The following is a 15,469-nucleotide window of genomic DNA, read 5'->3' as shown; positions in this document are numbered from 1 at the left end:
TTCGTGGCCGATTCCACCATTCGAGGCTGAGATCTGAACCACTCTTCACCTGCGGGACCGTGCCCGGAAGACTGCGGAGCACACCCTCTCCCCACACCCACACGGAGCCGAACCATGGACGATCTGCTCGAACTGAGCGCCACCCAGATGCTCGCCCTCATGCGAACCAGGGAGCTCTCCTCCCGCGAACTGGTCGAGGCCCATCTCCGACACGTCGAGGACGTTAACCCGACCATCAACGCCGTCGTCACCCTCGACGCCGAGGGGGCGCTCGAAGCCGCCGACCGTGCCGACCGGCGCACCGCTGCCGGCGGACCGGTGGGGCCATTGCACGGGCTGCCCATGACGCACAAGGACACCCACCGCACCCGGGGCATGCGCACGACCCAGGGCTCACTGGTCCTCCGGGACGACATCCCCGAGAGCGACGACCTGATCATCGACCGGCTCCGCCGGGCCGGTGTGATCTCCACGGGCAAGACGAACGTGCCGGAGTTCGGTGCCGGCTCCCACACCTTCAACGAGGTGTTCGGGACCACGACGAACCCCTATGCCCCCGACCGCAGCGCCGGCGGCTCGAGCGGTGGGGTCGCCGCCGCCGTCGCCTCCCGGATCCAGCCTCTGGGCGAGGGCAGCGACATGGGCGGCTCCCTCCGAATCCCGGCCTCTTTCTGCAACGTCCTCGGCTTCCGCCCCTCCTACGGCGTCATCCCCATGCCCTCCCCGATGGACGCCTGGCAGTGGCTGGGGAGGACCGGGCCCATGGCCCGCACGATCGAGGACCTCGCCCTGTTCATGTCGGCCGTCGCAGGCCCCGCCCCGGAGGTGAGCCCACCTGCCCCGCTGACCGGGAACGCCTTCATCGACTCCCTCGACACGACCATGAAAGGAGTGCGCATCGGGTGGTCGCCGGACTTCGGCATCAGGATCCCGGTGGAGCGCGCCGTTCGCGACGTCCTCGAGGCACAGCTCTCGGTCTTCGAGGACATGGGGGCCACCGTCGAAGAAGCATCCATCGACTTCGAGGAGGCCGATGCCGTCTTCCACGCCAACCGTGCCCTGACCTTTGCCGCAGGACTCGGGGACTTGGTGCGCCGGCACCGGGACCTCATCAAGCCCGAGGTCGTATGGAACGTGGAGCAGGGGTGGGCGCTCACAGCCCAGGACTGGATCGACACCACCGCGGCCGCCACGCGACTGCAGCAGCACGTCCGGTCCTTCTTCAGCCGCTTCGACTTCTTTCTCAGCCCGGCCGCCCAAGTCGTCCCGTTCGACGCCGCCCTGCGCTACCCGGCCGAGGTGGAAGGACAGCGTTCGGAGACCTATCTGGACTGGATGCGATCGGCGTGCGTCCTATCGGCCACATCGCTGCCCGTGCTCAGCATTCCGGCCGGCTTCACCCCCGATGGAATACCCGTGGGGTTCCAGCTGGCCGCGGACCACTACCAGGACGTGCAGCTGCTGCGGTACGGCAAGGCCTTCGAAGAGCGCACCCGGTGGGCCGCCCGACGACCGGACCTGCTGCAGGGCGTGCCGGGATCAACCGGAGGGCATGATCCTGCCGCCACGCTTGCGCGCTCCCAAGAGCACGGAGACCTCCACGCCTTCCACCGCCTGGGACCAGCGTGACCCGGTGATGAAGCGGTACAGGTCACCGAGGCCACCGACCGTCACGTCGGCAAGGATCTGGTGGTCACCGGCAATCGCCGCGGCATAGCGGACGCAGGACTCCTGACCCAAGGCCGCCCCGATGTCGTCAACGCGTCGCGGAGCCGCCCGGATCCACAGCAGGGCCTCCACGGGCAGGCCCAGCAGGGCCGGTTCGACGACGGCCCGGATCTGCATGACCTGCTGGTCCAGCAGCCAGTCCACCCGTCGTCGCGCCGTGCTCTCCGAAACCCCGGCCCGACGGGCGATCACTTCGTAACTCGCCCGCCCATCCTCGCGCAGCACGGCGAGCATCTGCTCGTCCTGCGCGGCGAGGGACGGTCGTACCGCCGGCGGCCAAACGTCGCGGGTGCGGGGCCTCTCCAGGGCCGAGACCTGAGCCGTGGAGAGCACCTCGGCCCGCCAGGAACGAATGGTCCGGAAGTACTTGAGGACCGGATAGCTCCTGGTGCTCGAGATCCCTGCGATGGCCGGGATCTCTAGCGACAGGATCTCCCCCAAGCGCGTCGGTTCGATGAGCAGCTCAGCCACACAGTCCGCCCCGCCCGTCACCCTGTAGGCGAAGCTCGCATCCTGACGGCGGGCCAACGCCTCCACGGCCACCATGGACGTTCCCGGCGCGCACGTGGCCTTCACGATGACATGGGTCGGCTGCGGGCGTATTCCCACGATCCCGACGGCACCATGGGCCAGCAGCTCGGCGCCGCGACGAGCCACGCTCCGTTCGGGCACGTCGAGAACCGCCGCGATCCTCCTCCATGACGCACGACCATCGATCTGCAAGGCCGCCACGATGCGACGTTGCAGGTCGTCGAGTTCTCCCGCCATCTCGGTCCTTTCGTTGCCGGCGTCCGCTCCGAACCGGGGAAGCGGCAGCGGTCAGTAGCGCAACGGCGAACCTGCCGATCCCCCGGGGCACTGCCCGTTCATTGTGCCCGCTACGCCGCATTCCACGTCTAATGCCATCCCAGTCGACCCGTTCCAGGTCCTCGTTGAGCGCGTCGTAGATTTCCGGATTGTTCGATCGGAGGTAGGCCACATAGCCGAGACCGCAGACCAGGGCCACCAGGAGCAACTAGGGCAGCAGGGCGATGAGGAAGGTGTTCGAGCCGGCCAGGACTCCCAGAAGATCGCCTCGACCGCCTTTTCCACGAAAGCCCGGCGATCTCGATGTAATGGATGGGACTACCCCACGCCGATGGAGCTCGGGGCAGTCCCATCCTTCCCCTGAGGTCCTGTACCGCCCCGGCTCGGTCGGTCGGTCGGTTACAACATGCTTGTCGTAGCGCGTGGCCGGGCCACCCTCCCCTCCCTCGCGGGAGCCCTCTGTCGTCAACACCGGGGAGATGGTGACCAATGCGTGTCTTGCCTGGCCGCCATGCGTTTCAATTCGCGACCAGCGACGACCGAGTGAATCGGGCCCGCGCGCAGTCCGTCGCCGAAAAGATCGGGCCCAACGTCCGGGGGATCGCCATCGACCTGACCGATCAGGCCAGCCTCGACGCCGCCGCCCAGGCGATCGACCACCTGGACCACCTGGTCCTTTCCGCCGCCGCGCTGACCTACTCGCCCTTCCAGGACCTGACGGTCGAACAGGCTCAGCAGGTCTTCGAGGCGAAGTTCTGGGGGTACTACCGGGCCGTCAAAACCTTCGCCCCCGCCCTCCCCGACACGGGCAGCATCATCATGTTCTCCGGCGTGGCCGTGGACCGACCCGCGCCGGGCACCGTGGCCGTGACCACGGTCAATGCCGCCGTCGAGGGCCTCACCCGATCACTGGCGGTGGAACTGGCCCCGGTGCGGGTCAACGCTGTCAGCCCAGGGATGGTCGACACCGAAGGCTGGTCCCACTTGTCGGAGGAGGAAAAGCACGCCACGTTCCAGGCACAAGCTCAGGCGCTGCTGGTGGGGCGGCTCGGACGCCCTATCGACATCGCCTCCACGGTCGTACATCTGATCGACAACGGCTACACGACGGGCACCACCCACCACGTCGACGGTGGAGCACGACTGGTCTGACGGGCTGTGGCACCAGCGGTTGATGCTGGGCGAGCGACCACCGGCGTGACGCCCGGCCACTTGCATGTGATGCCACTCACCTGTAAATTGCTCCTTGCGGGCGATATTGGCCTGCACAGGATTGTTACCCGGACACGGGGCAAGACCTGAGACGCACTTACTGGTGCGGCTCGGGTCTTTTTTTGTGCCCGAAATCGGAGAGAAAGGCCTGTCATGGCTGTTGTGGACTACCGGTCGTTGGCCGCAGGGATCGTGCAGGAGGTGGGCGGTGAGGCCAACATCGCTTCCGCCACCCATTGCGCCACCCGCCTGCGGCTGAAGCTGCGCGACGACTCGAAGGCGGACAAGGCCGCCGTCGAGAAGTTGCCCGGGGTGATCACGGTGATGCAGGCCGGGGGTCAGTACCAGGTCGTGATCGGCGACAACGTGCCCACGGTGTACGCCGAGCTGGGCAAGATCACCAAGTTCGGCGACGAAGATGCGGCCGCCGGTGGCGACGATGCTCCCAGCGGGAACATCTTCAACCGGTTCATCGACCTGGTCTCCTCGATCTTCCAGCCGATCATCTGGCCGCTGGCCGGAGCCGGTCTGCTCAAGGCATTCCTGAGCGCGGCCACCCAATTCGGCTGGCTGGACGCCGAGTCCCAGACCTCCGTCATTCTCGCCGCGGCCGCCGATGCGATCTTCTACTTCCTGCCGCTGTTCCTGGCGATCACCGCCGCCCGGCGGTTCAAGACCAACCAGTTCACCTCCATGGCCATCGCCGGCGCCCTGGTCTACCCCTCGATCGTGGAGCTGGCCGCCGCCGGTGCCCCGGTGTCCTTCGCGGGCCTGCCGGTGGTGATGATGAGCTACACCAGCTCGGTGATCCCGATCATCGTGGCGGTCTGGCTGCAGGGATACCTGGAGCGGTTCCTCAACCGGGTCATCCCCGCGGCGTTCCGCAACTTCAGCACCCCGCTGCTGAGCATCCTCATCATGGTCCCGTTCATCCTCATGACGGTCGGCCCGATCACCACCCTCGCCGCCCAGGGCCTGTCCGCCGGCATCAACGCGATCTTCGGCTTCGCGCCCTGGCTGGCCGGGGCCATCATGGGCGGCTTCTGGCAGGTCTTCGTGCTGTTCGGCCTGCACTGGGGCCTGGTGCCGACCATGATCAACGATCTCGCCACCCAGGGCTACTCGCTGCTGATGGGTCCGCTGGTGGCCGCCGTGCTGGCCCAGGCCGCAGCCACCGCGGCCGTCTTCGCCCGGACCCGCAACGCCGCCCGGCGTGAGGTGGCCGGTCCGGCCGCCCTGTCCGGGTTCCTGGCCGGGATCACCGAACCGGCGATCTACGGTGTGAACCTGCCCCTGAAGAAGCCCTTCTACTTCGGCATCGCCGGCGGCATCGTGGGCGGGGCCATCGCCTCCGCCGGCGGCAGCGCGGCCAGCTCCTTCGTCTTCGCCTCAGCCCTGGCCTTGCCCGCCTACACCGAGGTCGGAAGCTTCACCCTGCAGCTGATCGGCACCGGTATCGCCGTGGTCATCGCCTTCACCCTCACCTTCCTCTTCGGCACCCGGGAGGCCCAGGCCGTCACCGCGCCTCCCGCACCGATCGACGAGACCGGCACCACGTCCTCCGACACCTCGGCCGGCACCGGGGCGACCGGTGCTGCCGCCGGTGCCACCTCGGCCACGGCCACCCTGCCCACCGGCACGGCCACGGCCACCGAGGTCGCCGGCACCGTGGAGGTCCTCGCCCCTGTCGACGGCCGTGCCGTGGCCCTGGCCGAGGTCCCGGACAAGGTCTTCGCCTCCGGTGCCTTGGGCAAGGGCCTGGGCATCGTCCCCACCGACGGGCACGTCTACGCCCCGATCTCCGGCACCGTGAAGGCTGCGATGAAGTCCGGGCACGCCTACGGGATCAAGTCCCCCGGCGGGGTCGAGGTGCTGGTGCACATCGGCATCGACACCGTCCAGCTCGACGGCCGCGGCTTCAGCCCTGCCGTCAACCGCGGCGACCACGTGCAGGCCGGAGACCTCCTGGCCGTCGTCGACCTCGAGACCGTCGCCGAGGCCGGCTACGACCCGACCACCCTGGTCGTCATCACCAACACCGCCCAGCTCGCGGACGTGGTCCCCGTCGCCCAGGGCACCATGACCCATGGCCAGCCGGCCGTGACCGTGCAGATCTGAGAGCAGGCCTGCACGGGACCCGCAGCAGACATGACCGATGAATGACGGACGACAGATGAAGGAGCAGCTCATGACGACGACTTTTCCCGAGGGATTCCTGTGGGGCGGGGCCACCGCCGCCAACCAGATCGAAGGCGCCTACAACGAAGGTGGGAAGGGCCTGTCCATTCAGGACGTGATGCCCAAGGGCATCACGGCGCCGCCCACCGAGGGACCGACCGAGGACAACCTCAAGCTCGAGGCGATCGACTTCTACCACCATTACGCCGAGGACATCGCCCTGTTCGCCGAAATGGGCTTCACGGTCTTCCGCTTCTCCATCGCCTGGTCCCGGATCTTCCCCAACGGTGACGAGGAGACCCCCAACGAGGAAGGCCTGGCCTTCTACGACCGGGTCCTCGACGAGCTCGAGCGCCACGGCATCGAGCCGCTGGTGACGATCAGCCACTACGAGACCCCGCTGCACCTGGCCCGCACCTACGGGGGCTGGACCTCCAGAGAAATGATCGGCTTCTACGAGAACTACTGCCGGGCCCTGTTCGAGCGCTACGGGGCCCGGGTGAAGTACTGGCTGACGTTCAACGAGATCAACTCGGTGCTGCACTTCCCGCTGATGTCCGGCGGGATCCTCACGCGCAAGGACCAGCTGTCCCAGCAGGACCTCTACCAGGCCGTCCACCACGAACTGGTGGCCTCGGCCCGGGCCACCCGGTTGGCCCGGGAGATCATGCCCGACGCCCAGGTGGGGTGCATGATCCTGGCAATGCCTGTCTACCCGCTCACCCCGGACCCCGCGGACGTGGTGGCCACGATGCACACCGCACACGACAGCTACGCCTTCGGCGACGTCCACTGCCGCGGGGAATACCCCGGGTACCTGCTGCGCCACTTCCGCGAGAACGGCATCGAGCTGGAGATCACCGACCAGGACCGCCAGGACCTGACCCACACGGTGGACTTCGTGTCCTTCAGCTACTACATGAGCAGCTGCGAGACCGCGGATCCGGCGAAGAAGGTCACAGGTGCTGGGAACCTGTTGGGTGGTGTTCCGAATCCGACTCTGGAGGCCTCCGAGTGGGGTTGGCAGATCGACCCCCAGGGCCTGCGAGTGGTGATGAACGACTACTGGGAGCGGTGGCAGAAGCCGCTGTTCATCGTCGAGAACGGGCTCGGGGCCGTCGATGAGCTCGTGGAGGTCGACGGCACCAAAACCGTCGTGGATGACTACCGCATCGCTTACCTCAACGACCATCTCGTGCAGGCCCGCGAGGCCGTGGCCGACGGGGTGGAGCTGCTGGGCTACACCACCTGGGGGTGCATCGACCTGGTCAGCGCCTCCACCGCGCAGCTGAGCAAGCGCTACGGCTTCATCTACGTCGACCGCAACGACGACAGCACCGGAACCCTTCAGAGGCACCGGAAGAAGTCCTTCGACTGGTACCGCCAGGTCATCGCCACCAACGGCGCCGCACTGCAGCAGTAACGGTGCAGTGACACCCGGTGGTGGGGGCACGAGAATGTCCCCACCCCCCTTCGGGGAACTGACTCCGGAGGAACCGACAGAAAGGAGGACGACGTGGAGGTCTTGCGCGTGTTCAACAACAACGTTGTCCTCGCCCGCAACACCACCGGCGGCGAGGTCATCCTCACCGGCCGCGGTCTCGGTTTCCAAGCCAAGCCCGGGCAGACGGTGGACGAGACCAAGGTGGTGCGCGTCTTCGTGCCCGAGGACGGGCGCGACGCGGACAACTTCGGGGCGCTGGTCGCGGCGATTCCGCCGGAGCACTTGCTGCTGGCCGACCAGGCACTGGAGCTCGCGCGTGCCGACATGGCCGCGCCCCTGAGCGCCACCACGGTGGTGGGCCTGGCCGATCACCTCAGCTTCGCCATCAAACGCCTGCGCCAGGGCATCGACATCGAGTACCCCCTGCGGGCCGAGGTTGCCCACCTCTACCCCGACGAACTGCGCATCGCCCAGCGGGTCCTGGACCACGTCAACACCCACCTCGAGCAGCTCCTGCCGGAGGCTGAAGCCGTCCCGATCGCCCTGCACCTGGTCAACGCCGGCTTCGCCACCGGCGACCTGTCCTTCACCTACCAGATGACCGGGGTCTTCACCCAGCTGTTCGAGGTCCTCGAGCAGGCCTACGGCCGCCCGTTCGACCGCAACACCATCAACGCCGCCCGCTTCATCACCCACCTGCGCTACTTCTTCGTCCGCGCCCACACCGGCCGCCAGCTGGACGAGGGCGCCACCCGCCTCAGCACCGCCATCCGGGAGGCTTACCCGGAGGCCTTCGGCACCGCGCTGAAACTGCAGGCAGTGCTGGAGCTGCGCCTGGGGGAACCGCTCACCGAGGACGAGGTCACCTACCTCACCCTGCACGTCGCCCGGATGGTCGACGATCTCCGGGTGCGATAGCTCCTCCGACGACCCACGAAACCCGCACCGCCCGGACAGCCGGCCGAGCTGCCCTGCCCGCATTCGAGAGGCCCGGTTCCCAGGCTGCAGGGACTGGCCGCCTGCGGTGTGCCAGGGGGTTCACTCCATACCGATCAGCGCGGGGGTAACCGCGAACCTCTACCGGCTGTCAGGACGCCGCCGGGATGAGTACTTCGCCGGCGACGAGACCGTGACGCACGAACGCGTTCCACACCCCGTCCTCACGCACGCTCGTCGTCGTCTCATCGGCCAAACTCTTCAGCTCTGGGGCGGCATTGCCCATCGCGATGCCCGTCCCGCACACCTGGAACATCTCCACGTCGTTCCAGCTGTCACCGATGCCGATCGCCGACGCCCGGTCGAGGCCGAGGTGCTCGAGCACCGACTCGATGGCCGAGCCCTTGGTGGTGCCGCGCATCCCGACCTCACCGTTGGACCCACCGGGCAGCGGCATGCTCCCGGGCACGATGTGGAACCGGTCGCCGAGCTCCTCCTGGGCGCGGGTGACCGTGTCCACAGACTCCCCCAGGAACACCGCTTTCGCGACACGGTCGAGGTCGACCTCGGCGAGACCTTGAGCTCGTGGCGCCTCCTGCGGGGCGGTCTGCGGCTCGTCCGGCTCACCGTGGTCACTCTCCCAGCGGCGCATCATCGCGTTGAACTTGTCCTGCACCTGCGGGGAGGCGTGGACGGCGGCATCGGTCTGCAGGAAAAAGAGGATGCCGCTGCCCTCGAAATAGGTCATGAGCCGCTGCACCGCCTCACGCGGCATGGTCGCGGCCACCACGGTCTCCTCCCCGCTGGTGGCATACGCGCCGCCATTGGTGACCGCCCCGTCGAAACCGATCGCGCTCACCTCACCGGGAATTGCCCCGGCCGCACGCCCGGTGCACAGATACACCAGGTGCCCCGCCGCGCGCGCCCCCCGGATCGCTGCAACGGTCGAGGGAGCGATGGCCTTGCCGTGGTCGAGGATCGTTCCGTCGATGTCCAGGAAGGCGATGCGGGGGGATGTCACGGGGCTGCTCCTTCACGCCACCAGAGGGGACGGGGTGGCCCAGCCATCCTATTCGGCGCTACAGGCGGCTCAGCGGCAACTCGGTCAGCCACAGCCACGGCGTGGGTACTAAGCAGGGATGGGTGACACCTGATCGTGCATCAGTCCCGAGCACCCGTGGCTCGTTGGCCGCTAAACGGCCTTACGTAATGTCCCGGTCTGTGCAGTGGTGGTACAGGCGAGCAACTCCACCGCGACATGAAAGTTGGTTACTGGCTGGCGTACCCCACGCTCCGCCGGCCACGACGCCAGCTCTCGTGGGGTTCTTGCGCTACGCCGTCTGATCAGCTGCCGGAGACACCCTGCGTCCTGCGGGCAGCAACCGCTCGACCTGGTCCAGCGCCGATCGCGTCTGGTCCTCGGTGGCAATGGTGATGCGCTGGAACACCAGTCCGTCGAGGGCAGCGAACACCAGTCGAGCCACGGCCTCGTCCGCCTCGTAACCCGCGGCGGCGAGGGCCGCCTGCATGCGCTGGACGTAGGCGCCGTACAGACGCTCGGCTGCCGGTCGCAGGGCAGGGATCGCCCTGGAGGCCAGGACCATCTCGTACTGGAAGGCCTGCCTCTCAGGGGACTCCCGCACGGCGTCCAGCACGTTGTCGGCGATCGCGCCGTGGAAGATCCGGTCGAACTCGGTGCCCTCCAGGGTGCGCTGGGCCGCGTGGTCCATGGCGGCTTCCAGCAGGGCGGTCTTGGAGCCGAAGTGATGGGAGATCAAGGTGTTGTCCACCCGGGCGATCTCGGCCACCTTGCGGTAGCTCAGTGATTTCAACCCGTCGCGCCCTACCAGCTCGATGACGGCATCCAGCAGGGCCTCCCGTCCTGCCCCGTAGACCCCATTGCGTCCCGCCATCTGCACTCCTGCCATCGCCCCGGTTTCAGAAACCCCTGGCCGTCCACGCTACCTGGCGGCCTCGCTTCGAGGGCCCCATGAGCGCCTGATCGGCGAACACCCAGACGCCCTCACCGTCAGTCGAAGATATTTAGCCACTGCCTCTTGCCATTCAAACTCTGCACGTGCAGAGTTGTGCTGTCACGCACAGTGACCCGTGTCACGGCAGCCCGCTGTGGGCGTGGCGTTCATCTGCTCGTCTCAGACCTGCGCTGCGCGTCGAAGGGCGACTCGCGTGGTTCCAGCAGCACCCGATCCCAGGGGGACCTGATGTCTTCACCCACCACCTCCGGCGCTACGGCCGGATCAACACCGGCAACGCCGGGCTCACCGTCGACGACGACGCAGGGCACCTCCGGCCCCGGCGAGACGTCCACCGGGCTGCACGCGCGGCTGTCCTGGAAGGACGCCTTCGCGATGTCGATGGCCGTCTCCGGCGGGCTCTACGTCTCCTTCGGCGCCACCGTGGCGGTGGTCGGGGGGCTGTCGGCGATGGCGCTGTGGGCCTTCGCGGCCCTGATCGGCTGGGTGCAGAACAGCCTGTTCGCCGAGATGGCCTCGATCTTCCCGGACAAGCCCGGCGGGGTGCCGATCTACGCCCACGAAGCCTGGCGGGAACGCTTCGCCCCGGCCGGGGCCCTGGCCACCTTCGGCTACTGGTTCGGCTGGTCAGCGGTGATCTCCATCGTGAGCGTGACCGCCGGGGCCATCATCACCGCCCGCTGGCTGCCCGAGGCCACCTGGGCGCTGAACCTCGGGGTCGCCCAGGTGGGGCCGGCGCAGCTGATCGGCATCGGGCTGATCCTGCTCATCATGGTGCCCAACCTCTTCGGCGCCCAGCCGGCCGCCTGGGTGAACAAGGTGATCGGGGTGCTGCTGCTGGCCTCCTTCGCCGTGTTCATCGCCGCCCCGCTCGTCTCCGGGCAGTGGCAGGCCCCGAACCTCACCTGGGGCCTGGGCGATCTGGCGACCGACCCCTGGGCCACGATCCAGCTGGCCCTGGTCTGGCTGTACCTGATCGGCTGGACCGCCTACGGCACCGAGATGTGCGCGGCCTTCATGCCCGAGTACCGGTCCAAGAAGGACGGCAAGAAGGCGCTGTTCACCTCCGGGGCCTACACCTTCGGGATCTTCCTGCTCGTGCCCTTCGGCGTCGGCGGGCTCGTCACCCAGCAGGAGGCCGCGGCGGATCCGGCCGGGATGTTCGTCACCGCCTTCACCCGCGTGCTGCCGGCCGGACCGCTGGCCGACGTGATGCTGCTGGCCATCCTGGCCGCCCTGCTGATGGGGGTGAACGCGTCGATGGCCGACGGTTCCCGCGCCCTCTACGGGGCCGCCCTGGACGGGCTGGCGCCCGAGCAGCTCGAGCGGACCAACCGCCACGGCGTCCCGGCCCGGGCGATTTACGCCGCGGTGGTGATGAACATCGTGCTCATCGTCTTCATCGCCAACCCGATCTCCATCCTGGTCGCGGCCAACCTGGGTTACCTGCTGGCGATCCTGCTGGCCCTGGCCGGCTTCCTCGTCCTGCGCCTCGACCACCCCGAGTACGACCGCCCCTTCCGGGTGGGACGCTACGCGGTGCCCCTGGCGGCGGTGCTGGTCGTCTACACCACCGTGGTGCTGGTGGTCGGTGCCCTGTCCAGTGAACTGACCGGCTACGGCGGACCGAAGGAACTGGCCATCGGCGTCGGGATCCTGGCCCTGTCCCTGGTGCTCTACCTCTACCGCCGCCGGGTCCAGGACCGCCTTCCTCTGCTGCGCGACCCGCGACCCACCTCGTCGGCCGCTGCGGTTGCTGACCACCGCTGATCTGAACCCCTCTGTCCGTCTCCATCGACACCTGCACCGAAAGGACCAATCACCATGTCTGAGCTCACGTCCGCTGTCTTCCACGCCGACACCGCCGACACCGCCCCGGAGCCCTTCGAGGTCGGCACCGTGCGCTGGCTGCGCAAGCCCGGCCAGGGCGATCGCGAGGCCCTCTCGGCCGGGATCTGGGAGGTCACCCCCGGACAGGCCCCCGAGGCCTTCGACCTGCCCATCCACCAGGACGAGAGCATCTACATCGTCTCCGGCCACCTGCGCATCGAGGTCCAGGGCGGAGACACTCTCGAGCTGACCGCCGGGTCCATGGCCTCCTTCAACGAGGGCGCGATGACCCGGTGGCAGGTTCTGGAACCCACCGTCGAGTTCTTCGTCTACAGCTGATCTGCCAATCCTCGGAAAGAGTTCGCCATGAATGAGACCACCAGTGACGTCATCGTCATCGGCGCCGGCTTCGCCGGACTGACCGCCGCCCGGGAACTGTCCCAGCGCGGCCGAAGCGTCACCGTGCTCGAGGCCAAGGACCGCATCGGCGGACGCACCTGGCTCGAGGACCGGATGGGCCGGCCGCTGGAGATCGGTGGCACCTGGGTGCACTGGATCCAGCCCTTCGTGTGGGCCGAGATGGGCCGCTACGGTATCCGGCCCGTCGCCGGGGCCGAGTTCACCACCGGCTATCACCGCATCGACGGGCAGATCGTCAAGGGCGGGGCCGAGGACATCCTCGAGCTGATGGACGAGGCCAACACCGCCCTGCTGGCCCGCTCCCGGGAAATCTTCCCGCTGCCCTGGGAGCCACTGCACAACCCGGTCTGCACCGAGATCGACAGCACCACCCTGGCCCAGGCCATCGACGACCTGGACCTGGAGCCCGACGTCCGGGACCTGGTGCGCTCGTTCTGGGCGCTGAACTTCAACGGCCGCCTGGACGAGGCCGCCTACACCCAGGCCCTGCGCTGGGCGGCCATCTCCAACGGGGACTGGAAACTGATGTTCGAGGCCTGCGCCACTTACAAGATCGACGGCGGCACGAGAACGCTGATCGACGCCATCCGCGCCGACGCCGACATCGACCTGCACCTGAACACCCCGGTCACCGCCGTGGACCAGGCCGAGGGCACCGCGACCGTCACCACCGCCGACGGGCAGCAGCACACCGCCGCGGCCGTGGTCGTCACCCTGCCCCTGGGCGCCCTGGGCGGGATCGAGTTCACCCCCGCCCTGTCCGCGCCCAAGGTCAAGGCCGCCCAACGGGGCCAGGCCGGGCGCGGGGCGAAGCTGTGGATCAAGGTGGCCGGGCGCCAGGAGCGGTTCGTGGCCTTCGCGCCCGCCGAATCGCCCCTGAACTTCGTCCAGGCCGAGTACTTCGACACCGACACCACCACCCTGGTTGCCTTCGGCCCCGACGCCACCGCGGTGCCCATCGACGACGTGACCGCCGCCCAGGCCATGCTCGACGAGCTCGTACCCGGGCTGGAGGTCCTGGAGGTCACCGGGCACAACTGGGTCGACGACGAGTACGCCGGGGAGACCTGGCCCATGCACTACGCAGGCCACCTCACCGAGTGCTTCGAAGACCTCCAGCGCCCCGACGGACGGGTCTTCCTGGCCGGAGCCGACTACGCCACCGGCTGGGGCGGATTCATCGACGGCGCCATCGAAAGCGGACTCACCGCCGCCCGCCGCATCCAAAAGCTGCTGGCCCAGCCCCGCCCCGTGGAGGCCCGGCTCACCGCCTGAGCCTCCACCCACAGACCGCCGGGGCAGGTTCTCAGCCGCCGTCAGGCCTGCCCCGGCTCCACCCCTCCACGAGGTCGCCGCCGCCTTCTGCGTGGCGCCGACCTGGAATCCATCGATCTTCGCGATCCGCCCGATCACGACCAAGGAGTACTTCCATGACTGCCGCGTCCCCCGCCCTGTCCACCTTCGCGAGTGCGGCCGAGCTGCTGGCGGTGATCCAGCCCGCCGAGGGCGGGCGCACCCTGCTCGACCCGGCCACCGGAGAGGTCGTGGGCCGGGCCCCCCAGCACACCCTCACGGACCTGGAGACGGCCGTGACCGCCGCCCGCACCGCGCAGCCGGAATGGGCCGCCCGCGGCCACGCCGAACGCTCGGCGCTCCTCAACGCAGCCGCCGACGCGGTCGAGGCCAACGCCGAGGCGCTGGCCGAGCTGCTCTCCCGGGAGCAGGGCAAACCGCTCAACGGCGCAGGCGCCCGCTTCGAGGTCGGGGCGTGCGCGGCCTGGCTGCGCGCCACCGCCGCCCTGGAACTGGAGACGGAGACCCTCGTCGACGAGGAGGGCACCAAGGCGGAGCTGCGCTACCGGCCCCTGGGCGTGGTCGGGGCGATCGGGCCATGGAACTGGCCGATGATGATCCACACCTGGCAGATCGCCCCGTCCCTGCGCATGGGCAACACCGTGGTGGTCAAGCCCTCCGGCTACACCCCGCTGTCCGTGCTGGCCCTGGTGGAAGTGATTAACCAGGTGCTGCCGGCCGACGTGCTGCGGGTCGTCACCGGCGACCGTGAGATCGGTGAGCGCCTGGTCGCCCACCCGGGGGTGGACAAGATCATGTTCACCGGATCCACCCCGGCCGGGAAGGCGATCATCCGCAACTCCGCCGACAACGTCAAGCGGCTGACCATGGAGCTCGGCGGCAACGACGCCGGCATCGTGCTCCCCGATGTCGACCCGCAGTCCATTGCCGAGACCCTGTTCTGGGGGGCGTTCATCAACACCGGCCAAACCTGTGCCGCACTGAAGCGCCTCTACGTCCACGCCGACGTCTACGACGCCGTGTGCGAGGCCCTCACCGAAATCGCCGCGGCTATGCCGATGGGGCCGGGTCTGGACGAGAACAATGTGCTGGGCCCGCTGCAGAACCAGGCCCAGTACGACGTCGTGGCCGACCTCGTCGAGAAGGCCAAGGCCGGCGGCGGCCGGGTGCTCATCGGCGGGAACCCCGAGGCTGGCAAGCCCGGGTTCTTCTACCCGGCCACCCTGGTGGCCGATCTGGACAACGACAACCCGCTGGTGGCCGAGGAGCAGTTCGGCCCGGCCCTGCCCATCGTGAAGTACACCGACCTCGAGGAGGCCATCAAGATGGCCAACTCCCTGGAGGTGGGCTTGGGCGCTTCCGTGTGGTCGGCTGACCCCGCCAAGGCCCGCGAAGTCGCCGCCCGCATCGAGGCCGGCACGGTGTGGATCAACAAGCACGGCAACGTCGACCCGCGGATTCCCTTCGGCGGGGCCAAGCAGTCCGGCTACGGCCTGGAGTTCGGTGTGGAAGGCCTCAAGCACCTTGGCGCCCCCCAGGTCATCAACAGCTGAGCAACTCTGCCCGCAGACGACGGTGGCGTCGGGACCTCCAGGGGGCCGACGCC

Annotated in this window: 12 protein-coding genes; 9 read left to right on the top strand and 3 right to left on the bottom strand. The window is 68.4% G+C overall.

Annotated elements, in window-relative coordinates:
* Positions 1-114 precede the first annotated feature (114 nt).
* Complete coding sequence (locus tag ACH9D2_RS07230; protein WP_396362164.1) at positions 115-1,629, top strand: amidase; 1,515 nt, start codon at positions 115-117, stop codon at positions 1,627-1,629.
* On the opposite strand, the gene ACH9D2_RS07225 is transcribed toward ACH9D2_RS07230, so the two are convergent.
* Positions 1,540-2,496, bottom strand: coding sequence for an AsnC family transcriptional regulator (locus ACH9D2_RS07225; RefSeq protein ID WP_396362163.1), 957 nt, complete (start codon positions 2,494-2,496; stop codon positions 1,540-1,542). The two genes, ACH9D2_RS07230 and ACH9D2_RS07225, sit on opposite strands and share 90 nt — an antisense overlap.
* Before the next feature lie 582 nt (positions 2,497-3,078).
* Between ACH9D2_RS07225 and ACH9D2_RS07220 the strand changes: the two genes are divergently transcribed.
* From ACH9D2_RS07220 to ACH9D2_RS07205, 4 genes are all read left to right on the top strand, one after another.
* A complete protein-coding gene (locus ACH9D2_RS07220) occupies positions 3,079-3,687 on the top strand; it encodes an SDR family oxidoreductase (RefSeq protein WP_396362162.1) in 609 nt (202 codons plus the stop codon).
* A 213-nt stretch (positions 3,688-3,900) separates the two neighbouring features.
* Positions 3,901-5,865: a beta-glucoside-specific PTS transporter subunit IIABC gene (locus ACH9D2_RS07215; RefSeq protein ID WP_396362161.1), complete on the top strand. Its 1,965-nt coding sequence runs from the start codon at positions 3,901-3,903 to the stop codon at positions 5,863-5,865.
* 70 nt (positions 5,866-5,935) lie between these two features.
* Entirely contained in the window at positions 5,936-7,348 is a 1,413-nt protein-coding gene (locus ACH9D2_RS07210; RefSeq protein ID WP_396362160.1) for a family 1 glycosylhydrolase, read from the top strand.
* 93 nt (positions 7,349-7,441) lie between these two features.
* Positions 7,442-8,287 carry a PRD domain-containing protein gene (locus tag ACH9D2_RS07205; protein WP_396362159.1) on the top strand — a complete coding sequence of 282 codons (846 nt, stop codon included), beginning with the start codon at positions 7,442-7,444 and terminating at the stop codon, positions 8,285-8,287.
* A gap of 169 nt (positions 8,288-8,456) precedes the next feature.
* Here ACH9D2_RS07205 and ACH9D2_RS07200 read toward each other — a convergent pair whose 3' ends face one another.
* Both ACH9D2_RS07200 and ACH9D2_RS07195 read right to left on the bottom strand, forming a co-directional pair.
* Positions 8,457-9,326 (bottom strand): Cof-type HAD-IIB family hydrolase, encoded by an 870-nt coding sequence (locus ACH9D2_RS07200; RefSeq protein ID WP_396362158.1) that lies wholly within the window; start codon positions 9,324-9,326, stop codon positions 8,457-8,459.
* Positions 9,327-9,636: 310 nt separating this feature from the next.
* On the bottom strand, positions 9,637-10,218 hold the full coding sequence (locus ACH9D2_RS07195; RefSeq protein WP_396362157.1) for a TetR family transcriptional regulator: 582 nt from the start codon (positions 10,216-10,218) through the stop codon (positions 9,637-9,639).
* 309 nt (positions 10,219-10,527) lie between these two features.
* Between ACH9D2_RS07195 and ACH9D2_RS07190 the strand changes: the two genes are divergently transcribed.
* From ACH9D2_RS07190 to ACH9D2_RS07175, 4 genes are all read left to right on the top strand, one after another.
* Positions 10,528-12,069: an amino acid permease gene (locus ACH9D2_RS07190; RefSeq protein WP_396362156.1), complete on the top strand. Its 1,542-nt coding sequence runs from the start codon at positions 10,528-10,530 to the stop codon at positions 12,067-12,069.
* Positions 12,070-12,123: 54 nt separating this feature from the next.
* Positions 12,124-12,468 (top strand): cupin domain-containing protein, encoded by a 345-nt coding sequence (locus ACH9D2_RS07185; RefSeq protein WP_396362155.1) that lies wholly within the window; start codon positions 12,124-12,126, stop codon positions 12,466-12,468.
* Between the two features lie 27 nt (positions 12,469-12,495).
* Positions 12,496-13,824 (top strand): FAD-dependent oxidoreductase, encoded by a 1,329-nt coding sequence (locus tag ACH9D2_RS07180; protein ID WP_396362154.1) that lies wholly within the window; start codon positions 12,496-12,498, stop codon positions 13,822-13,824.
* 155 nt (positions 13,825-13,979) lie between these two features.
* On the top strand, positions 13,980-15,416 hold the full coding sequence (locus ACH9D2_RS07175; RefSeq protein WP_396362153.1) for an aldehyde dehydrogenase family protein: 1,437 nt from the start codon (positions 13,980-13,982) through the stop codon (positions 15,414-15,416).
* Positions 15,417-15,469 lie beyond the last annotated feature (53 nt).

The organism is Kocuria rhizosphaericola, from assembly GCF_044462205.1.
GTDB lineage: Bacteria > Actinomycetota > Actinomycetes > Actinomycetales > Micrococcaceae > Kocuria > Kocuria rhizosphaericola.
This window is presented reverse-complemented; position numbering and strand designations above follow the sequence as displayed.